This is a genomic window from Pseudomonas sp. MF6394, from assembly GCF_002018845.1.
Taxonomy (GTDB): domain Bacteria; phylum Pseudomonadota; class Gammaproteobacteria; order Pseudomonadales; family Pseudomonadaceae; genus Aquipseudomonas; species Aquipseudomonas lactis.
Window position 1 is genome coordinate 51,385 of sequence record NZ_MVOJ01000004.1, and the last position, 20,043, is coordinate 71,427.

A 20,043-nucleotide genomic window follows, 5' to 3' on the forward strand; every position below is an offset into this window, starting at 1 on the left:
CGTTACAGCGCCACGCCCTGCCCTGTGCATAAAGCCCCGGCATGCGCAGCAAAGCGCGGGATTATATCTGGTAAATCAACACAGCGCAGCCGGCTTTGTGCCCAGGGCCCGGCCCGCCAGGATGACGGGCCGACCACGGGACTACTGCGCGAGCGTGTCCTCGGACGTGAGGGCGCCCCGGCCTTTGAGCACGTGGACCACGCACACCACCCTCACCAGCCCACTGAAGTTCTTCACGCCTCCGTAACGCAAATGCACTTCCCGGTCGACATAGGACAACAACGCACTGACCGAACAGGTATTGAGCCTGGCGATTTCCGTCAGGATGTTCCAATAGATCTGTTCAAGCCGCAGGCAGGTAGAAAACCCATTGAGCCTGACCGACCGGGACAGTGGCTTGGCCAGTCCCATATCAAACCCCTTCGAAAAAGGGTCAACTTTTATCTTGTGAAAACCACAGGCTTCCATCACTCCCTTACCCACTCCACGTGACATACACCTGACACTCCATTGCCAAACAGCAGCCAACAGGTTTCTCCCATTGGACGATGGGCCTATAAAACAGCAGCCAGCGCAGAGCAGCCAGAAGACGGGGAGTAGTTAGTCGTAGGACAACGCCAGGAAGCGCAGGGAAACCAGCAGGCAGCGCCCAAGGCGCCGCCTGGGTTTAACCGTTACTGGTTTTCGAGCAGGGAGCGCAGCATCCACGCGGTTTTCTCGTGAACCTGCATACGCTGGGTCAAGAGGTCCGCCGTCGGCTCATCACTGACTTTGTCGAGCAATGGGAAGATACCTCGCGCAGTACGCGTGACCGCTTCCTGTCCGGCCACCAACTGCTTGATCATCTCTTCGGCGCTCGGCACACCCTCTTCTTCCTTGATGGAAGACAGGCGCGCGTAAATCGAATAGGCACCCGGCGCCGGGAAGCCCAGGGCACGGATACGCTCGGCAATGGAGTCCACTGCCAGCGCCAGCTCGTTGTACTGCTCCTCGAACATCAGGTGCAGCGTACGAAACATGGGGCCTGTGACGTTCCAATGGAAATTGTGGGTCTTCAGATACAGAACATAGGTATCGGAAAGCAGGCGGGAAAGTCCGTCGACGATGGATTTACGGTCTTCTTCACTGATACCAATATCGATTGCCATGTGTTTCCCCTTCAATTGACGAGCATTCATTGATCAGGTGCAGCTCCACTCTAGCAAGAGAGTGCGCCATGTGCAGCCCGACACACCCGAGCGACATGCGGCAAATCGCCCCGCACCGCCTACGGGATCTGACTTGGCAAGCCTGTTTACCTGTGGGAAGAGTCTCGGCATGCCAATGAAAAATCCCGCACCTGTCTAGGACAAGCGTTTGACGCAGAAATGCCCTGGCCGTGGCAACACCCCGAAATGCTTGATTTGAGTAGGCACAGCCTTTGCTGTTAAATAGACGCGGTGTGGCTGCCGTTTATTCCTGCGGCACGTCACATAGGCTGATACCCGCGCACGTGCTCAACGCCTCCCATTGTTCAGAAGCGAACCGTGCCAGTCAGCTCTTCCTTGTGATCCGTCTTAACGTGAGTTAACCAAAATGTTGAAAATCGTCCACCTGCTAACGGGCGTTGCAGCGTTGCTGCTGTCCTTTATTCCGAGCCTGCAGCCTGAAAGCCTGCCCTATCTGGAACAACACGACGCCCTGTACCTGGCCTTGTTCGGCCTTCTTAACCTGACGCTCGCACCGGTAATCCCTTACTGGAACAAAGGCACGCGTCATCAACTGCAAAACCTGGTCAGTGCGCTGCTGGTGCTGACTGTTGTCGTACAAACCCTCACCCTCCTGGCGCCCATGCCTGAAGTCGGGGGCCATCCGGCCATCCTGCTCAGCCTGGTGATTGCTGTGGTCGCCATCGTTCTTCACCTGGCCATCAGCTTCTACCGCTCGTCTCCAGCGGCCGCGTCGCAAAACTATGACATGACCAACCGGGATACCGGGACCGTCAAGTGGTTCAACACCTCCAAGGGCTTTGGCTTCATTTCCCGCGATTCGGGCGACGATATCTTCGTCCACTTCCGAGCCATTCGTGGCGAAGGCCATCGCGTCCTGGTCGAAGGCCAGCGCGTGGAGTTCTCGGTGATGAACCGTGACAAGGGCCTGCAAGCCGAAGACGTCATCGCTGCCCTGCCGCGTCGCTGATTCCTAGCCTTCGCAGCAAAAAAAACCGCGATCCAGCCTTGGCTGGGTCGCGGTTTTTTATTGCGTGCACATTCAATAGTGGGGCGGCGGCGCTTCTTCTTCGGATGACTCGAACTGCCCGCCCATTTCTTCCTGGCGCTTGAGCAGTGCAGTCATCTGCAATTGCAGGCGTTCGACGGCCCGCTGCTGGGCAACCAGGATGTCGTTGAGGGTTTCAATGGTGTCGTCCTGGAAGGCCAGGCGGCTTTCCAGGTCGGTAACGCGTTCTTGCAGGTCCATGGTTCAGTCCTGGGTAAAGATGAAGTCGGCAGGTAATAGCTCGCGCAATCGGCTGAGAATCGCGGCCACCTGCTCTTCGGTGTAGGGCTGGGCTGGATGCTTGCCCCACACGGGGGCTGGCCAGGCGGCGTCGTCGCGCTTGCGCACAATCACATGCACATGCAACTGGCTGACCACGTTACCCAGCGCGCCGATGTTCATCTTGTCGGCCGCCAAGCCCTCGTTGAGCAACTGCGCCAAGGCCGTCGTTTCTTGCCACAAGATTTGTTGATCTGCGACATCCAGTTGAAACACTTCGCTGATACCGTTAACGCGTGGCACCAGGATGAACCAGGGGTAATTCGCGTCATTGGACAGCAGCAGGCGACAGAGCGGGAAGTCCCCAATGGCCAAGGTATCTTGTTGCAGGCGTTGATCTAAGGCGAACACGTGGCACTCCGTTCGGCAGGTCGGTAACAGGTGCCCAGCATACCTTCGAATGCCCAAGGCTTCACGGGCAATGCTGGCGGCCTTGAGGCAGTCGGGCAAAAAAATGCACCCTTTAGAGGCAGTAACCCAGAGGAGCAACGCTGGGCCGGGCCTCAACGGGATGCACCAAAATGACCCATCTGTGCCTCAAAGGGATCCGCCGATTACCCACCGATAAGGGTCAACCGGTAACGTTTTACCCAGGTAAAGGATTCAGGTGCCACCGAACCTGGGTAACACCCTGGCGTCAAGCCCAACCCAAATGGCGTAAAACCCCCGTGCTTATGCGGTTTTTACAGGTTCATCACACTTTTCACGAAAAAATGACATTCGGTCGGCGGTTTGAGCACGCTTGTTGCATTCACCCCTCTATCGTCGGCAACGGCACCCGTTTGGACACAGGTGTTTCGCGATAAAAATAGTGGCGTTTCAATGTGTATCAGGGATGTGTTCAAACTTTGAAAGAAGTCTGAAAACAGCATTGAAGTTGTCAGCCTGGATACATTTCAGGCTGTGAATTTGCGACATGGATCTAGCGATTTACGACAGCCTCGTAAAGAAGCTGAAAGGATAGTTGAGTAAGTATCGTCAATAGGGTCTGCGTGAGCTAACTTTGCGCCGACACAAAAAGAAAGAGCCGCCCAGATAAAAATACAGGTGGGACGGCAGTACTCTTCCTAAAACCAAAGGAGCAAATCACGATGCGCGTGATGAAGTGGAGCATGATCGCCCTGGCTGTTTCAGCAGGCACCTCGCAGTTCGCAATGGCGTCCGCCCAGGACGATTCCAAGGGCTTTGTTGAAGACAGTACGTTCAGCATCAATACTCGCGCGCTGTACTTCAGCCGTGACTTCCGTAATGAGCCAGGCGGCGGTTACAGCACCGTCAACGGCAAGCGTAAGAGCCGTGCTGAAGAAACCGGCCTGGGCTTCAATGCCCTGTACGAATCGGGCTTCACCCAGGGCACCATTGGTGTCGGTGTGGACGTGATCGGCCTGATGGGCCTCAAGCTCGACAGCGGCAAGGGCCGCGCCGGCACCGGCCTGTTCCCTACTGGTTCCGACGGTCGCTCGCAAGATGACTATTCCAAAGGCGGCGGCGCGGTCAAGTTCCGCATCTCCAACACTGTGCTGAAGGTGGGTGACCAATACACCACAGCTCCAGTGTTTGCCTCCGACGACAGCCGCTTGCTGCCAGAGCTGCCACAAGGTATCTCGATCACCAGCAACGAGATCAAGGGTCTAAAGCTTGAAGGCGGTCACTTCACTTCCAGCGTCGCGCAGAACCAGACCTACCATGACAGCCTGGGCCTGACCAAAACCGACTTTGTCGGCGGCGTGTATGCCTTCACTCCGGAATTCACCGGCAGCCTGTACTACGCGAAAACCGAAGATTACTTCCGCAAGTACTACAGCAACCTGAACTGGACCCACGCCCTGAGCGATGACCAATCGTTTGCCCTGGACTTCAACATCTACGACACCAAGAGCGACGGCGCCGGCCTGCAACGTGCAGAGAAAGACGGCGTGACCAAGCTCGACAACCGTGCCTTCAGCTTGCAGGGCGCGTACACCATCGGCGCTCACACCTTCACCCTGGCAGCCCAGAAAGTCACCGGTGACGGCGACTACGGTTACGGCGTAGACGGCGGCGGCACGGTGTTCCTGGCCAACTCCATCGCCCGTTCCGACTTCAACGCCGAAGGCGAAAAGTCCTACCAGGCGCGTTATGACATCAACATGGCAACCTTCGGCATTCCGGGCCTGAGCTTCATGACCCGTTATGTCACCGGTAGCGGCGCCAACACGGGCACCACCAGCAACGGCAAAGAGTGGGAACGCGACATCGAAGCCAAGTACGTGATCCAGAGCGGCCCGGCGAAAAACCTGAGCCTGCGTCTGCGTCAAGCGACTTACCGTTCCGGTGATGGCGTGTACTACGGCTCGCCGTCGATCGATGAACTGCGTCTGATCGCTAACTACCCGCTGAACATCTTGTAATTGCTGGTTCAATTACAACGATGACTTGAGGCTTAGGCCTTAAATAAAAAGCCGCTCCTGTGTTCAACAGGGAGCGGCTTTTTTATTGCAGTTTTATTTCAATCAACAAAACAACTAGCAAGCTAAGTAACTAGTTTATCAAAGCTGACCTATCGGCCAAGTTCGATAGCATCACGCCAAGTTATTTCGGCGCACTTTCCTGCATCACCCGAATAACCCGTTGTGGAAACGGAATATCAATCCCGGCCGCTTTCAAACGGTCACGCGCCAGTTCATTGAGCATAAACACCACGTCCCAATAATCCGGGGTGTTGGTCCAGCAACGCAGGGAGACGGTGATGGAACTGTCGCCCAAGGTCGACACCACCGCCACGGCGGCAGGGTCCTTCAGTACGCGCGGGTCTTCGGCCAGAGCCAGCAATACTTCACGGGCCTTCTGCAGGTCCGCCTCATAGTCCACACCCACATCAAACACGACCTTGCGGGTCGGCTGGCGGTTGGTGTTGGTGATAAGGCCGTTGGACAGGCTGCCGTTGGGAATGATCACCGTCTTGTTGTCGCCGGTGCGCAATACGGTGTGGAAGATCTGGATGCTGTCGACGGTACCCGAGGTGCCCTGGGCTTCGATCCAGTCACCGATGCGGAACGGGCGGAACAACAGGATCAGCACGCCGCCGGCAAAGTTCGCCAGGCTGCCTTGCAAGGCCAGGCCGATAGCCAGGGTAGCGGCACCGATCGCCGCCACGAACGAGGTGGTGGCCACACCGATCATCGAGGCCACGTTGACCACCAGCATGACTTTGAGCGCGATGTTGGCAAGGCTGGTGATGAAGTGTTGCAACGCCATGTCCGCGTTACGCATGGCCAGCAGGCGGCCCACGCGTTGCGTCAAGACATTGATCAGCCACCAGCCGATGGCCAGGGTGACCAACGCCAGCAATACGCGGCTGCCGTATTCCATGATCATGGGGATCCAAGACTGGGAGGTCTTGATCAGGTGATCCATTTCAGCGTTCAAATCCATCTACTTTCTCCTGTTGTGCGGCGATAAGGCTCGACTGACTGCCTGAAAACGCAATTGAGCCCCGAAGGGCTCAATTGTAGGCAATGATGCTGGGGCGTGGGACGTCAAAAGTGCCCACAGGTTCCCCAAAGTGCCATCAGTCGCGGAAGTTATTGAACTGCAGCGGCATATCAAACGTCTTGGCGCGCAGGGCCGCGATGGCCTCTTGCAGGTCGTCACGCTTCTTGCCGGTAACGCGAACCTGCTCGCCCTGGATGGCGGCCTGGACTTTGAGCTTGGCGTCCTTGATGTGCGCCACGATCTTCTTGGCCAGCTCTTTGTCGATGCCTTCCTTGAGCACGGCTTCCTGCTTCATCAGCTTGCCGGAAGCGTAGGCATCCTTGACTTCCAGGCATTGCACGTCGATCTTGCGCTTGACCAGGGCCAGCTTGAGGATCTCGATCATCGCTTCCAGCTGGAAATCGGCTTCAGCGGTCAGGTTGACGGTCAGTTCCTTTTCCTTGAATTCGAAGCTGCCCTTGCCTTTCAAGTCGTAGCGACGGTCCAGTTCCTTGACGGCGTTCTCGACGGCGTTGGTGACTTCGTGTTTGTCCAGTTCAGATACCACGTCGAACGAAGGCATGTGATTTCTCCAATATAAGGGGCGGGCTCAGTAGAGATGGAGCGCGCCCGAGCTAAAATGCCGGGGCATTATAGCGGTTCTTTCGCGCCGTTCACCGCTGGCGAGCTTATGGAGTACACACTGATGTCGACCCCCTGGCATATTCTTGGCGCCGGCAGCCTGGGCACCCTCTGGGCCGCACGGCTGGCGCGCGCGGGCGTGCCCGTCAGGCTGATCCTGCGCAATGAGGCGCGCCTGGCCGACTATCGAGCCGGCCAGGGGCTGACCCTGTTCGAGCAGGGTGTAGAACAGACTTACCCGGTAGTCGGTGAAACGCCTGACAGCCCAGAGCCGATTCATCGCTTGCTGGTGGCGTGCAAAGCCTACGACGCCCAAAGCGCCATTGCCCAGCTGCAACCTCGACTGGCGCCCGACGCCGAACTGATCCTGCTGCAAAACGGCCTCGGCAGCCAGGACGCAGTGGCTGCACAAGTACCGTCGGCCCGCTGCATCTATGCCTCCAGTACCGAAGGCGCCTTTCGCGAAGGCGACTGGCGAGTGGTATTTGCCGGCCATGGTTTCACCTGGCTGGGGGATGCGAGCCACCCCACGCCACCGCTGTGGCTGGACGACCTGCAAGCAGCCGGCATTCCCCACGATTGGGCCAGCGATATTCTCACGCGCCTGTGGCGCAAGCTGGCGCTCAATTGCGCCATCAATCCCCTGACCGTGCTTTACGAATGCCGCAACGGCGGCTTGCAAGCCCACGCGTGTGAAGTGGCGACCTTGTGCGCGGAACTGGCCGAGCTGCTCGAATGCTGCGGCCAACCCGCCGCCGCACAGGACCTGCACAGCGAAGTACAGCGGGTGATCCAGGCCACGGCGACCAATTACTCGTCCATGTACCAGGACGTGGCCAACGCACGGCGTACCGAGATCAGCTACCTGTTGGGCTACGCCTGCCAGGCGGCCGCCCGCCATCAATTGGTGTTGCCGCACCTGCAACAGTTGCAAGCGCGCCTGGTCGAGCATTTGCGCGCACGCGGATTGGCCAGCGACTGAGGCACGCGCTACCCTGCCTACCTGTCTATCACCTGGGAAAACCCTGATGCCACTGCGCCAGCGTCTTGAAAATCTACCAGTAGGGCAGAAACTGCTGGCAGCCCTGCTGGTGTTGTTGACCACCGTATTGCTGGTGGCCAACCTGACGTTTATCAGCGCCGCCTACTGGATCTCCCAGGAAAGCATGGCCCCCCAGGCCTTGCAGTCCATCGGTCGACTGGTGTCCAACCCCGCGCTCGCCGCCGAGGCCCTTGAGTCTCCGACCAAGGCCGAGGCGCTGCTCAATGAGCTGACCAGCTATTCACCGTTGCGCGCCGCCGCGCTGTACGACGGCGAAGGCAACCGCCTGGCGCAGATGCAGCACGGCGACCGCCTGCACCTGCCGGACCACTACCGCCATATCGAAGCGTGGCGCCTCACTGAATTTCGCAGCAACCAGGTCATCACCCTGCCCCGCGGCAACCAGCCTTCAGGGCATTTGTTGCTGGTGGCCAGCAGTGAGCTGCCGGTGGCGTTCTATACCGGCACGCTTACCGCGAGCCTGGGTATCCTGATTTTCAGTGTATTGCTGTGGCTGGTCATCGCCCGGCAGATCAAACGCCTGATCACACGGCCGATTCATGAACTTGAAGAACTGTCCCGCCAGGTGACCCGCGAGGAAAACTACGCGTTACGCGCCGGGCGTGGCAACCGTGACGAAATCGGCAGCCTGGCCGAAGCGTTCAACACCATGCTGTCGCGTATCGAAGCCCGTGAGCAGCAACTTAAACGCGCGCGCGACGACTCCCAGGCCGCCTTTGACCAGGCCCAGGGTTTGGCCGAAGAAACCCGGCATACCAACCGCAAGCTGGAACTGGAAGTCCAGGTGCGCAGCAAGATCGAGAAAAAGCTCACGGGTTTCCAGAACTACCTGAACAGCATCATCGACTCGATGCCCTCGGCGCTGATCGCCCTGGACGAACAACTTTACGTCACCCAGTGGAACCAGGAAGCCACCGCCCTCTCCGGCACGCGCCTGGACGAAGCCTTGAACCAGCCGGTGTTCCTGGCCTTCCAGCCGCTCAAGCCGTACCTGCCACAGATCAAGGCCACCGTGGAGCAACACACCGTGGAACGGATCGAGCGGGTCACCTGGATCAAGGACGACGAGCCCAAGCATTACGCGCTGACGTTCTACCCCTTGATGGGCGGCGCCGGGCGCGGTGTGGTGATCCGAATCGACGACATCACCCAGCGCCTGTCCCTGGAAGAAATGATGGTGCAATCGGAAAAAATGCTCTCCGTGGGCGGCCTGGCCGCAGGTATGGCCCATGAGATCAACAACCCGTTGGGCGCGATCCTGCATAACGTGCAGAACATTCGGCGGCGCCTGTCCCCCGAGCTGCCCAAGAACCTTGAACTTGCCGAACAGGTGGGCATCGAGCTGGAGACGGTCAACCGATACCTGCAAGGCCGCGAAGTCCCGCAACTGCTCGACGGCATTCAGCAGGCCGGGGCGCGTGCCGCGAAAATCGTTACCCACATGCTCAGCTTCAGCCGCCGCAGCAATCGCCAGATGGCGCCCTGTGATTTGCCAGCGCTGATCGACCAGGCCGTGGACATCGCCGGTAACGACTTTGACCTGACCATCGGTTTCGATTTCAAGGGCCAGGCGATCATCCGCCAGTTCGATCCGCAACTGGGCCCGGTGCCCGGCACCGCCAACGAGCTGGAGCAAGTGCTGCTCAACTTGCTGAAAAACGCTGCCCAGGCGATTCACCTGCGCGAGGACGACAGCGAGCCGGGGCGCATCATCCTGCGCACCCGCCTCAACCCGCCGTGGGCGGAAATCCAGGTGGAAGACAACGGCATCGGCATGAGCGAAAACGTGCGCAAACGCACGTTCGAACCGTTCTTTACCACCAAGGAAATCGGCCAGGGCACCGGGCTAGGCCTGTCCGTGTCGTATTTTATCATCACCAACAACCACAAGGGCCAGATGGAAGTGCATTCCACCCTGGGCCAGGGCACCTGCTTTACCTTGCGCCTGCCCTTGGCCGGCAGCCAATTGCCCCCCACTGAACTTACCCAACTGGAGCACTGACCATGGGCTTTCGCCTGTCGAAGATCTACACCCGTACCGGCGACAAAGGCGAGACCGGCCTCGGCGACGGCCGCCGCGTGCCCAAGGACCATCCACGCGTGGAAGCAATTGGCGAGGTGGATACGCTGAACAGCCAACTCGGCCTGCTGCTGGCCAACCTTGAAGAACAAAGCGGCAAGCACCCGGGGTTGAAGGATGTGATTGAAGTGCTCACCCCTTGCCAGCACCGTCTGTTTGACTTGGGCGGTGAACTGGCCATGCCGGTGTACAAGGCGCTGAATGCGGCGGAAGTGGATCGACTGGAAGCAGCGATTGATCGTTGGAATGAAGAGGTTGGACCGCTGGAGAACTTCATTCTGCCCGGCGGCTCAGCCTTGATCGCCCAGGCCCATGTGTGCCGCAGCCTGGCGCGCAGCGCCGAACGCCGCTGTCAGCACCTGAATGCGGTGGAGCCATTGGAGGGTGTGGGGCTGGCGTATATCAATCGGTTGTCGGATTTGCTGTTTGTGGCGGCCAGGGTGATTGCCAAGCGCCAAGGTATTGCGGAAGTGTTGTGGCAGGCAGCGGCCAAGCCACACTGAGCATTGCGGTGTTTGATCGGGCGCTTTCGCGAGCAAGCCCGCTCCCACATTTGATCGCATTCCAATGGTAGAACTCGGTCAAATGTGGGAGCGGGCTCGCTCGCGAAGAGGTCAGTCAGAGCACCATCACACCTGCGGCCAGAACGCTCGAATACCTGCCACACCTTGCGCACCAGCCTCCCACGCCTGCTCCCGCTGCGCCGGCCCAACCCCGCCCAACAGAAACACCGGCTTGCTGAACCCAGCGATCAACTGCTGCGCCTGCTCCCAACCCAACGGCTGGGCATCCGGATGAGTCTGGGTCGGCTGCACCGGCGACAAGGTGACAAAATCCACGTCCATCATTTCTGCCAGCGCCAGCTCTTCAGCGTTATGGCACGAGGCGGCCAGCCAACGGTCTTTGGGCAGCGGGCGGCCCTTGCTCGCGTATTTGCGCAACTGCGCCGAGGTCATGTGCCAGCCGGCAGCGGGGAAATCCCCCAGCCACTCGAACGGCCCCTTGAGCATCAGTTGCGCCTTGCCGGCACACAGGCCCACCGCATCTACTGCCAAGTCGCGGTATTTGGGGTCATAGCCGTTGGGCGCACGCAGTTGAACCAGCTTGATGCCACCGGCGATAGCCTTCTGGATACCGCGCAACAGCGTCGGGGTTTCGAGCTCGCCAGGGGTGATCAGGTACTCGGCGGGCAAGCGTGCCGCAGCGACAATCGGCGCATTCGCCGCCGGAAATTCATAGTTGACCAGGTCACGCGGTGCCACCCACGCCAACGGCTGCCCTTCGGCGCCATGGGGCTCGCCGGTAAAGGCCGAGACTTCCCACACATCCAGCAATACCTGTTTGTCCGGGTAGTCATGTTGCACCTTGATCAGCGGCCGCGCCGTGGTGACCTGGATGCCCAGCTCTTCCTGCAATTCACGGGACAAGGCCGTGGCAACCGACTCATCGGCCTCCACCTTGCCGCCGGGAAACTCCCAGAGGCCGCCTTGATGCTGAGTATCGGCACGGCGCGCCAGCAGGATCCTGCCATCGACACCGCGGATCACCGCTGCTGCTACATGCACTCGTTTCACGCCACTGCTTCCTCTCGTCGTAGCCCTTTGTAGGAGCGAGCTTGCTCGCGAAGAACGTCAACGATCACGCGTGCATCCTGGATAAACGCGGTGGCCTTGAGTTTTTCGCGAGCAAGCTCGCTCCTACAGGGGGAGGGTCATTTTCAGGTACGGTATTCCGCGTTGATCTTCACGTACTCGTGGGACAGGTCGGTGGTCCAGATGGTTTCGCTGCACTCGCCGCGACCCAGCTCGATACGGATGGTGATTTCTTCCTGCTGCATCACCGCCGAGCCTTGGGCTTCGGTGTAGGTTTCGGCGCGGGCGCCACGGCTGGCGATGCACACATCGCCCAGGAACACGTCGATCTTGCTCACGTCCAGGTCCGGCACGCCGGCACGGCCAACGGCAGCCAGGATACGCCCCCAGTTCGGGTCCGATGCAAACAGCGCGGTCTTGATCAGCGGCGAGTGCGCCACGGTGTAGCCCACATCCAGGCATTCCTGATGGTTGCCGCCGCCGTTGACTTCAACCGTGACGAACTTGGTCGCGCCCTCGCCGTCACGCACGATGGCCTGGGCCACGTCCATGCACACTTCAAACACCGCCTGTTTCAACGCCGCGAACAACGGGCCTTCGGTGGAAGTGATTTCCGGCAGGTTGGCCTGGCCGGTGGCGATCAGCATGCAGCAGTCGTTGGTGGAGGTATCACCGTCGATGGTGATGCGGTTGAACGACTTGTTGGCGCCGTCCAGCATCAGGCGTTGCAGCACATCGCGGGAGACTTTGGCGTCGGTGGCGATATAGCCGAGCATGGTGGCCATGTTCGGGCGGATCATGCCTGCGCCTTTGCTGATACCGGTAACAGTAATGGTCACGCCGTCATGCACGAACTGGCGGCTCGCGCCTTTTGGCAAGGTGTCGGTGGTCATGATGCCGGTAGCGGCAGCCGCCCAGTTATCCACAGACAGGTCATCGAGCGCGGCTTGCAGGGCGCCTTCGATTTTTTCCACCGGCAGCGGTTCACCGATCACACCGGTGGAGTACGGCAGCACCTGGCTGGCATCGACGCCGGTCAGCTGGGCCAGCTTGGCGCAGGTGCGCGCCGCCGCGACCAGGCCCGGCTCGCCGGTGCCGGCGTTGGCATTGCCGGTGTTGGTCAGCAGGTAGCGAATCGACCCGGCCACGCGCTGCTTGGCCAGAATCACCGGTGCGGCGCAGAAGGCGTTGAGGGTGAACACACCCGCCACGGTCGAGCCTTCAGCACAACGCATCACCACCACATCCTTGCGCCCCGGGCGCTTGATGCCGGCCGAAGCGATACCGAGTTCAAAACCGGCAACTGGGTGCAACGTGGGCAAAGGACCAAGACCAACAGCCATGAATGCGCTCCTTAAAAATAGGTGATGTCTGTGCCGTCGCTATCGACGGTGGGAATTAATGGCAAAACGCCGCGACGGCAAAGGCCGGTCGCGGCGCGGGGTGTTGCAGCGTCAGGCGAAAATCTTATTCGATCTGGCCGTGGCAGTGTTTGAATTTCTTGCCCGAACCGCAGTAGCACAGCTCGTTGCGACCCAGCTTCTGATCATTGCGAACCGGCGTCTGGGCCAAGGCCACATCGACCTCTTCACCCAAGGCCTCAGGCTCGTCCAGGCCCGGCGCTTCGTCGTGCTGGAACTGCATGCGCGCCGCCAGGGCCTCGGCTTCCTGACGCAGGCGTGCTTCTTCCTCGATCGGGTCTTCGCGACGCACCTGAACGTGGGACAGCACGCGGATCGAGTCGCGCTTGATCGAATCCAGCAGTTCAGAGAACAGCGTGAACGACTCGCGCTTGTACTCCTGCTTCGGGTTCTTCTGGGCGTAGCCACGCAGGTGGATACCGTGGCGCAGGTGGTCCATGGTCGACAGGTGGTCTTTCCACAGGTCATCCAGCACGCGCAATACGATCTGTTTCTCGAAGGTGCGCAGTGCTTCGGCACTCGCTTGCTCTTCTTTCTCGTTGTACGCCGCCAGCAGCTCGGCCATCAGTTTTTCGCGCAGGGTTTCTTCGTACAGGTGGTCGTCTTCGTCCAGCCATTGCTGAACCGGCAAGTCCACACCGAAGTCGCTCTTCAATGCCGCTTCCAGGCCGGCAACATCCCACTGCTCAGGCAGCGATTGTGGCGGGATATGGGCGCTGACAGTGGCGTTGAGCACGTCCTGACGGAAATCAGCGATGGTTTCGCCAATGTTGTCGGCGGCCAGCAACGTGTTACGCATGTGATAGATCACTTTACGCTGTTCGTTGTTGACGTCGTCGAACTCGAGCAGTTGCTTACGAATGTCGAAGTTACGGCCTTCTACTTTGCGCTGGGCCTTCTCAATGGCGTTGGTCACCATGCGGTGCTCGATCGCTTCACCGGACTGCATGCCCAGGGCTTTCATGAAGTTCTTCACCCGGTCCGACGCGAAGATACGCATCAGGCTGTCTTCCAGCGACAGGTAGAAACGGCTGGAACCGGCGTCACCCTGGCGACCGGCACGGCCACGCAGCTGGTTGTCGATACGACGCGATTCGTGACGCTCGGACGCGATCACCTGCAAGCCACCGGATTCCAGCACGGCCTGGTGGCGCTTCTGCCAGTCGGCCTTGATCTGGGCGATCTGCTCAGGCGTCGGATTGTCGAGCGAAGCCACTTCCACTTCCCAGTTGCCGCCCAACAGGATGTCGGTACCACGACCGGCCATGTTGGTGGCGATGGTCAGTGCGCCTGGGCGACCGGCCTGGGCGATGATCTCGGCTTCTTTTTCGTGGAACTTGGCGTTCAGTACCTTGTGCTCGATACCTTCCTTGTTGAGCAGGTTGGACACGTGCTCGGAAGTCTCGATGGTGGCGGTACCCACCAGGATCGGGCGGCCCTTGGCCATGCCGTCCTTGATGTCATTGATAATCGCCGCGTATTTCTCTTCGGCGGTCAGGAACACCAGGTCGTTGTAGTCTTTACGCGCCAACGGCTTGTTCGGCGGGATGACCATCACGGCCAGGTTGTAGATCTGGTGGAATTCGAACGCTTCGGTGTCGGCCGTACCGGTCATGCCGGACAGCTTGTTGTACAGACGGAAGTAGTTCTGGAAGGTGGTGGACGCCAACGTCTGGCTTTCGGCCTGGATGTTGAGGTGTTCCTTGGCTTCGATGGCCTGGTGCAGGCCTTCGGACAGGCGACGACCGGGCATGGTACGACCGGTGTGCTCGTCGACCAGAACCACCTGGCCTTCCTGCACGATGTATTCGACGTTGCGATGGAACAGCTTGTGGGCGCGCAGGCCGGCATACACGTGGGTCAACAGGCCCAGGTTGTGTGCCGAGTACAGGCTTTCACCTTCGGCCAGCTCGCCGATCTGGGTGAGCATCTCTTCGACAAACTGGTGACCGGCTTCGTTGAGTTCGACCTGGCGGGTCTTCTCGTCGATGGTGAAATGACCTTCTTTGGTCACCACGCCTTCCACTTCCTCGATGTGCTGCTCCAGGCGCGGGATCAACTTGTTGATCTCGGTGTACAGGCGCGAGCTGTCTTCGGCCTGGCCGGAGATGATCAGCGGAGTACGGGCTTCGTCGATGAGGATGGAGTCGACTTCGTCGATCACGGCAAAGTTGAGTTCACGCTGGAATTTTTCATCCATGCTGAACGCCATGTTGTCGCGCAGGTAGTCGAAACCGAATTCGTTGTTGGTGCCGTAGGTGATGTCGCAGGCGTACGCAGCGCGCTTCTCTTCCGGCGGCTGGAACGGCGTTACCACGCCGACGGTCAGGCCGAGGAATTCATACAGCGGGCGCATCCAGTTGGCGTCCCGGCGAGCCAGGTAGTCGTTCACCGTCACAACGTGCACGCCCTTGCCGGACAGTGCGTTGAGGTAGACGCCCAGGGTTGCCACCAGGGTCTTGCCTTCACCGGTGCGCATTTCGGCAATCATGCCTTCATGCAAGGTCATGCCGCCGATCAACTGGACGTCGAAGTGGCGCATGCCCATGACGCGCTTACCGGCTTCACGGGCGACCGCGAAGGCTTCGGGCAGCAGCTTATCGAGGGTTTCACCTTTGGCTATGCGGGCCTTGAACTCTTGGGTCTTGGCGCGCAATTGCTCGTCCGACAGAGCAACCATCTGCTCTTCGAAGGCATTGACCAGCTGCACCGTCTTGAGCATGCGTTTGACTTCGCGCTCATTCTTGCTTCCAAAAAGTTTCTTTAACAAAGGCGCAAACATATCGGCAGGTTCTTCCACACATAGGGATGGAGGGCGCACCGTGAGTGGCCCGAGCAGCCCTCACGGCCGCATTGCGAACGCGCATTCTACCCGGAATCGTGGGTGAGGAAAGTGGCGTTGTTCCCCGAGGCAGGCACGGCGCTGTGAGAGGGCTTGTTTAAAATAAGGGCTTTTGCGCGAACTTCAACCCATGGAGTGCAGAAGTTACTTATTGATTTCATGGGCAAAGCCCAGCCGACGCAGAGCCTCGGGGTGTGCAGGCGCTTTCTGCTAAGATAGCCGCTCTGTTACCTAAGGTGTCTAAACATGGCATTTCGCCCTCTCACAGCCCGCGCTCCCGGCGTGTTGCTTCGCGAAGCCAAGCCGTTGAAAGCCATCTTTGGCCATGCCAAGCGCCTGGGCCATTTGCAACGCCTGCTTGAAAGCCAGCTGCAACCGGCCGCACGTGAGCACTGTCATGTGGCGTCCTGGCGTGAAGGCAATCTGTTATTGATTGTCACCGATGGTCATTGGGCCACCCGCTTGCGTTATCAGCAAAAACGCTTGCAGCGCCAGTTGATGGTGTTTGAAGAGTTCGCCGGTTTGACGCGCATTCAGTTCAAGGTGCAGCCGCCCACCGTGCCGCAAGGCGCAGTGGGGCATACCCTGGACCTGTCGGAAACGGCCGCTGAAACCCTTCAGGCCACCGCCGAAGGGATCAACGACCCGGGCTTGCGCGCCGCCCTGGAACGGCTGGCCGCCCATGCCCGGCCCAAAGCCTGAAACGCTACTTACGTTTGCTGCCGCCCAATAACGAACCGAGCAGCCCCCGCACCAACTGGCGCCCCATCTGATTGGCGGCCTGCTGCATGGCTGATTTCAACGCCTTGCCCGCCGTGGTGCCCAGGAAGGCACCGGCCTTGTCGGTGAAGCTCGGCTCTTCGGCGGCCGGCGCGGCCTGCTCGGCAGGCCCAAGTTCCTTGCGGGCCATCAGCACTTCATAGGCAGACTCACGATCCACCGGCTTGTCATAGCGCCCCAACAGCGGCGAACTGGCGATCAACGCTTTGCGTTCAGCTTCGGTGAGCGGCCCGATCCGCGATTGCGGGGGAGCAACCAGTACGCGCTGGACGACTTCCGGCGTGCCCTTTTCCTGCAAGGTTCCCACCAATGCCTCACCGGTGCCCAACTCTGTGAGCACTGACAAGGTATCGAACGTCGGGTTGGGACGAAAACCATCCGCCACCGCCCGCAGGGACTTCTGTTCTTTGGCGGTGAACGCACGCAAACCGTGCTGGATGCGCAGGCCCAGTTGCGCCAGTACCGTATCCGGCAAGTCGCCCGGCGATTGGGTGACGAAATACACGCCGACGCCTTTGGAACGAATCAGGCGCACCACCTGCTCCAGGCGTTCCTGCAAGGCCTTTGGTGTATCGGCGAACAACAAGTGCGCCTCATCGAAAAACAATGCCAACAACGGTTTGTCGGCATCGCCGCGTTCCGGCAATTGTTCGAACAACTCTGCCAGCAGCCACAGCAGGAAGGTCGCGTAGACCTTCGGCGCTTCATGCACCAAGCGGCTGGCGTCCAGCAGGTGGATGCGCCCACGCCCATCGCTGGCGGGCTGCAAAATATCTTCGAGTTGCAGGGCCGGCTCGCCAAACAAGGCTTCGGCGCCCTGCTGCTCCAGCACTGCCAGGCGCCGCAACAAGGCCTGGCTGGAACCGGTGGTCATCAAGGCGGCGTCTTCGCCCAGCAGTTCCGGGTGATAGCGCAGGTGATTGAGCAGTGCCTTGAGGTCCTTGAGGTCCAGCAGCAACAGGCCTTCGCGGTCGGCCACCTTGAACGCCGCATAGAGCGCCGATTGCTGGCTGTCGGTGAGTTCCAACAGGCTGCCGAGCAACAGCGGGCCCATTTCACTGATGGTGGTGCGCAGTGGGTGACCGGATTGGCCGTGGATATCCCACAGGGTGACCGGGTACGCCTGGGCGGTGTAATTAAGGAAGGGCATGCCGGCAATACGCTCGGCCACTTTGCCCTGGGGGTTGGCGGCGGCGCCCAGGCCGCAGAGATCGCCCTTGATGTCGGCAGCGAACACCGCCACGCCCGCATCACTGAAGGCTTCTGCCAGGCGCTGCAAGGTGACGGTCTTGCCCGTGCCCGTGGCGCCAGCGATCAACCCATGACGGTTGGCCAGGCGCATGGACTGGGCGATGGGCTGGCCGTCAAGGCCAGCACCGATAAGCAGTTGTGTGGAGTCAGGCATTTCGTCACCTATGGTTAATCTTTAGTGCCGCGAGGTCGATATAGACAGATGTAAGCCCGACAAAGACTAAAAAACGGTCAGATAATTCCGATACGGACCAACGGAGCTATCACCAGAAATACCACACCTTTTTTGACGCTGCCATTTTGCGCCTCCCGCATAGGATGCGCCTCGGATATTAAGACCTTAGCGGACCCTTCAAGCCATGAACAAAAATCTGCGCTTCAGCCACAAGATCCTGCTTGCAGCCTCCCTTATCGTCATCGCCGCCTTTGCGTTGTTTACCCTCTACAACGACTACCTGCAGCGCAACGCGATTCGTGACGACCTCAATAACTACCTGCATGAGATGGGCGACGTCACCGCCAGCAACATCCAGACCTGGCTCACCGGGCGTATCGCCCTGGTGGAAAACGCCGCACAGAACATCGCCATCAACCCTGAAAAAAGCGTGGTCGCCAGCCTGCTGGAGCAGAAAGCGCTGACCTCGTCATTCATGGCCACCTACGTCGGTGACAGCCAGGGCACATTCACCATCCGCCCTGACACCAAGATGCCCGACGGCTTCGACCCGCGTGTTCGCCCCTGGTACAAAGGCGCCCAGGCCAGTAATGGCTCGACCCTGACCGAACCCTATATCGACGCGGCGACCGGGCAACTGATCATTTCTGTCGCCACGCCCAGCGCCAAGGGTGGCCAGAGCATCGGCGTGGTCGGCGGCGACCTGAGCCTGCAGACCCTGGTGGATAACATCGGCGCGCTGGATTTTGGCGGCATGGGCTATGCGTTCCTGGTCAGCGCTGACGGCAAGGTGCTGGTGCACCCCGATAAAGCCCTGGTGATGAAAACCCTGGCGGATGTGTATCCAAAAGACACGCCGAAGATCAGCGGCGACTTCAGCGAAGTGCAAGCCAATGGCAAGACCAATATCGTGACGTTCACACCGATCAAGGGCCTGCCCTCGGTGAACTGGTACCTGGGCGTTTCGGTGGATAAAGACAAGTCTTTCGCCATGCTCAGTGAGTTTCGCACCTCGGCGGTGATCGCCACGATCATCGCGGTGGTGATCATCATCGCCCTGCTCGGCATGCTCATCCGCGTCTTGCTGCAACCTCTGCACCTGATGACCCGCGCCATGCAGGACATTGCCGACGGTGAAGGCGACCTGACCCGCCGCCTGACCATCCAGAACAATGATGAGTTCGGCACCCTGGGCAATGCGTTCAACCGCTTCGTGGAGCGCATTCATACCTCGATTCGCGAAGTGTCTTCCGCCACCGAGCACGTCAATGAAGTGGCCCTGCGGGTGGTCAGTGCCTCCAACTCATCGATGGTCAACTCCGACGAACAGGCCAACCGCACTAACAGCGTCGCCGCCGCCATCAACCAACTGGGGGCCGCGGCCCAGGAGATCGCACGCAACGCCGCCCAAGCCTCCAGTCAGGCCAGCGATGCACGGCACCTGGCCGAGGACGGCCAGCAGGTGGTTGAACGCAATATCAAGGCGATGACGCAGTTATCCAGCATGATCAGCACCTCAAGTACCAATATCGAAGCACTTAACAGCAAAACGGTGAATATCGGCCAGATCCTTGAGGTGATCACCAGCATTTCCCAGCAAACCAACCTGCTGGCGCTCAACGCGGCGATCGAAGCGGCGCGCGCCGGGGAAGCCGGGCGTGGCTTTGCGGTGGTAGCCGATGAAGTGCGCAACTTGGCCCATCGCACCCAGGAGTCGGCGCAACAGGTGCAGACGATGATCGAAGAGCTACAGGTGGGCGCCCGGGACTCGGTGACGACCATGAGCGAAAGCCAACGCCACAGCCTGGACAGCGTGGAAATCGCCAACCTGGCCGGCGAGCGCCTGAACAGCGTGACCCAGCGCATTGGCGAGATCGACGGCATGAACCAGTCGGTCGCCACCGCCACTGAAGAACAGACCTCGGTGGTGGAGTCGATCAATATGGACATCACCGAGATCAACACCCTCAACCAGGAAGGGGTGGAAAACCTGCAATCGACCCTGCGCGCCTGCTCGGACCTGGAACAACAGGCCTCGCGTTTGAAGCAATTGGTGGGCAGCTTCCGGATCTGATGGGCAACGCAATGCGATCCAATGTGGGAGCGGGCTTGCTCGCGAAAGCAGTCTGTCAGTTGAAGATGTACTGACTGATTCACCGCTTTCGCGAGCAAGCCCGCTCCCACAGGGGACCTGCGTTTAACCGACCGG

Annotated in this window: 17 protein-coding genes and 1 pseudogene; 8 read left to right on the forward strand and 10 right to left on the reverse strand. The window is 59.7% G+C overall.

What is annotated here, in order from left to right; all coding sequences use genetic code 11:
* Nucleotides 1–141 precede the first annotated feature (141 nt).
* Together MF6394_RS06265 and MF6394_RS06270 are read right to left on the reverse strand one after the other, a co-directional pair.
* On the reverse strand, nt 142–495 hold the full coding sequence (locus MF6394_RS06265; RefSeq protein ID WP_047711670.1) for a ribbon-helix-helix domain-containing protein: 354 nt from the start codon (nt 493–495) through the stop codon (nt 142–144).
* A 179-nt stretch (nt 496–674) separates the two neighbouring features.
* Nucleotides 675–1,148 (reverse strand): Dps family protein, encoded by a 474-nt coding sequence (locus MF6394_RS06270; RefSeq protein ID WP_003193874.1) that lies wholly within the window; start codon nt 1,146–1,148, stop codon nt 675–677.
* Between the two features lie 427 nt (nt 1,149–1,575).
* On the opposite strand from MF6394_RS06270, the gene MF6394_RS34925 reads away from it, so the two are divergent.
* The gene (locus MF6394_RS34925; RefSeq protein ID WP_003193875.1) at nt 1,576–2,178 is read left to right on the forward strand and encodes a cold-shock protein; all 603 of its coding nucleotides are present in this window, start codon (nt 1,576–1,578) and stop codon (nt 2,176–2,178) included.
* Nucleotides 2,179–2,250: 72 nt separating this feature from the next.
* On the opposite strand, the gene MF6394_RS06280 is transcribed toward MF6394_RS34925, so the two are convergent.
* Both MF6394_RS06280 and MF6394_RS06285 read right to left on the reverse strand, forming a co-directional pair.
* The gene (locus MF6394_RS06280; RefSeq protein ID WP_003193876.1) at nt 2,251–2,457 is read right to left on the reverse strand and encodes a SlyX family protein; all 207 of its coding nucleotides are present in this window, start codon (nt 2,455–2,457) and stop codon (nt 2,251–2,253) included.
* Between the two features lie 3 nt (nt 2,458–2,460).
* Entirely contained in the window at nt 2,461–2,886 is a 426-nt protein-coding gene (locus MF6394_RS06285) for an HIT domain-containing protein (RefSeq protein WP_078466342.1), read from the reverse strand.
* Between the two features lie 740 nt (nt 2,887–3,626).
* Here MF6394_RS06285 and MF6394_RS06290 point away from each other — a divergent pair.
* Nucleotides 3,627–4,925 carry an OprD family porin gene (locus MF6394_RS06290; protein ID WP_047711672.1) on the forward strand — a complete coding sequence of 433 codons (1,299 nt, stop codon included), beginning with the start codon at nt 3,627–3,629 and terminating at the stop codon, nt 4,923–4,925.
* 181 nt (nt 4,926–5,106) lie between these two features.
* On the opposite strand, the gene MF6394_RS06295 is transcribed toward MF6394_RS06290, so the two are convergent.
* Both MF6394_RS06295 and MF6394_RS06300 read right to left on the reverse strand, forming a co-directional pair.
* Nucleotides 5,107–5,949, reverse strand: coding sequence for a mechanosensitive ion channel family protein (locus tag MF6394_RS06295; RefSeq protein WP_032895503.1), 843 nt, complete (start codon nt 5,947–5,949; stop codon nt 5,107–5,109).
* Between the two features lie 136 nt (nt 5,950–6,085).
* Nucleotides 6,086–6,571 carry a YajQ family cyclic di-GMP-binding protein gene (locus tag MF6394_RS06300; RefSeq protein WP_003193880.1) on the reverse strand — a complete coding sequence of 162 codons (486 nt, stop codon included), beginning with the start codon at nt 6,569–6,571 and terminating at the stop codon, nt 6,086–6,088.
* A 123-nt stretch (nt 6,572–6,694) separates the two neighbouring features.
* Here MF6394_RS06300 and MF6394_RS06305 point away from each other — a divergent pair, with 123 nt between their 5' ends.
* From MF6394_RS06305 to MF6394_RS06315, 3 genes are read left to right on the forward strand one after another with little or no spacing between them, the layout of a single operon-like run.
* A complete protein-coding gene (locus tag MF6394_RS06305) occupies nt 6,695–7,612 on the forward strand; it encodes a putative 2-dehydropantoate 2-reductase (RefSeq protein WP_069558292.1) in 918 nt (305 codons plus the stop codon).
* Nucleotides 7,613–7,658: 46 nt separating this feature from the next.
* Nucleotides 7,659–9,695, forward strand: coding sequence for a sensor histidine kinase (locus tag MF6394_RS06310; protein ID WP_078466343.1), 2,037 nt, complete (start codon nt 7,659–7,661; stop codon nt 9,693–9,695).
* Between the two features lie 2 nt (nt 9,696–9,697).
* Nucleotides 9,698–10,276, forward strand: coding sequence for a cob(I)yrinic acid a,c-diamide adenosyltransferase (locus MF6394_RS06315; protein WP_078466344.1), 579 nt, complete (start codon nt 9,698–9,700; stop codon nt 10,274–10,276).
* Between the two features lie 126 nt (nt 10,277–10,402).
* On the opposite strand, the gene MF6394_RS06320 is transcribed toward MF6394_RS06315, so the two are convergent.
* The 3 genes from MF6394_RS06320 to secA form a co-directional block, all read right to left on the reverse strand.
* Complete coding sequence (locus tag MF6394_RS06320) at nt 10,403–11,347, reverse strand: Nudix family hydrolase (protein WP_047711674.1); 945 nt, start codon at nt 11,345–11,347, stop codon at nt 10,403–10,405.
* Between the two features lie 143 nt (nt 11,348–11,490).
* Entirely contained in the window at nt 11,491–12,708 is a 1,218-nt protein-coding gene (gene argJ / locus MF6394_RS06325; protein WP_032895495.1) for a bifunctional glutamate N-acetyltransferase/amino-acid acetyltransferase ArgJ, read from the reverse strand.
* 124 nt (nt 12,709–12,832) lie between these two features.
* Nucleotides 12,833–15,568, reverse strand: a complete 2,736-nt coding sequence (secA, locus tag MF6394_RS06330) for a preprotein translocase subunit SecA (protein ID WP_003193886.1) — start codon at nt 15,566–15,568, stop codon at nt 12,833–12,835.
* Nucleotides 15,569–15,874: 306 nt separating this feature from the next.
* Here secA and MF6394_RS06335 point away from each other — a divergent pair, with 306 nt between their 5' ends.
* On the forward strand, nt 15,875–16,330 hold the full coding sequence (locus tag MF6394_RS06335) for a DUF721 domain-containing protein (protein ID WP_003193887.1): 456 nt from the start codon (nt 15,875–15,877) through the stop codon (nt 16,328–16,330).
* Between the two features lie 4 nt (nt 16,331–16,334).
* Here MF6394_RS06335 and MF6394_RS06340 read toward each other — a convergent pair whose 3' ends face one another.
* Nucleotides 16,335–17,813 carry a helicase HerA-like domain-containing protein gene (locus MF6394_RS06340; protein WP_047711675.1) on the reverse strand — a complete coding sequence of 493 codons (1,479 nt, stop codon included), beginning with the start codon at nt 17,811–17,813 and terminating at the stop codon, nt 16,335–16,337.
* Between the two features lie 205 nt (nt 17,814–18,018).
* Here MF6394_RS06340 and MF6394_RS35140 point away from each other — a divergent pair.
* Nucleotides 18,019–19,050: pseudogene (locus tag MF6394_RS35140) on the forward strand (HAMP domain-containing protein); the annotation flags it as partial.
* A 93-nt stretch (nt 19,051–19,143) separates the two neighbouring features.
* Nucleotides 19,144–19,908 carry a methyl-accepting chemotaxis protein gene (locus MF6394_RS35145; protein WP_370694806.1) on the forward strand — a complete coding sequence of 255 codons (765 nt, stop codon included), beginning with the start codon at nt 19,144–19,146 and terminating at the stop codon, nt 19,906–19,908.
* The last annotated feature ends 135 nt before the right edge of the window (nt 19,909–20,043 follow it).

Coding starts and splice junctions, on each gene's coding strand:
- argJ (WP_032895495.1), bottom strand. CDS start 12,708: ATGGCTGTTGGTCTTGGTCCTTTGCCCACGTTGCACCCAGTTGCCGGT.
- MF6394_RS06295 (WP_032895503.1), bottom strand. CDS start 5,949: ATGGATTTGAACGCTGAAATGGATCACCTGATCAAGACCTCCCAGTCT.
- MF6394_RS06310 (WP_078466343.1), top strand. CDS start 7,659: ATGCCACTGCGCCAGCGTCTTGAAAATCTACCAGTAGGGCAGAAACTG.
- MF6394_RS06340 (WP_047711675.1), bottom strand. CDS start 17,813: ATGCCTGACTCCACACAACTGCTTATCGGTGCTGGCCTTGACGGCCAG.
- MF6394_RS06335 (WP_003193887.1), top strand. CDS start 15,875: ATGGCATTTCGCCCTCTCACAGCCCGCGCTCCCGGCGTGTTGCTTCGC.
- MF6394_RS06300 (WP_003193880.1), bottom strand. CDS start 6,571: ATGCCTTCGTTCGACGTGGTATCTGAACTGGACAAACACGAAGTCACC.
- MF6394_RS06270 (WP_003193874.1), bottom strand. CDS start 1,148: ATGGCAATCGATATTGGTATCAGTGAAGAAGACCGTAAATCCATCGTC.
- MF6394_RS34925 (WP_003193875.1), top strand. CDS start 1,576: ATGTTGAAAATCGTCCACCTGCTAACGGGCGTTGCAGCGTTGCTGCTG.
- MF6394_RS06305 (WP_069558292.1), top strand. CDS start 6,695: ATGTCGACCCCCTGGCATATTCTTGGCGCCGGCAGCCTGGGCACCCTC.
- MF6394_RS06290 (WP_047711672.1), top strand. CDS start 3,627: ATGCGCGTGATGAAGTGGAGCATGATCGCCCTGGCTGTTTCAGCAGGC.
- MF6394_RS06315 (WP_078466344.1), top strand. CDS start 9,698: ATGGGCTTTCGCCTGTCGAAGATCTACACCCGTACCGGCGACAAAGGC.
- MF6394_RS06280 (WP_003193876.1), bottom strand. CDS start 2,457: ATGGACCTGCAAGAACGCGTTACCGACCTGGAAAGCCGCCTGGCCTTC.
- MF6394_RS35145 (WP_370694806.1), top strand. CDS start 19,144: ATGGTCAACTCCGACGAACAGGCCAACCGCACTAACAGCGTCGCCGCC.
- secA (WP_003193886.1), bottom strand. CDS start 15,568: ATGTTTGCGCCTTTGTTAAAGAAACTTTTTGGAAGCAAGAATGAGCGC.
- MF6394_RS06265 (WP_047711670.1), bottom strand. CDS start 495: ATGTCACGTGGAGTGGGTAAGGGAGTGATGGAAGCCTGTGGTTTTCAC.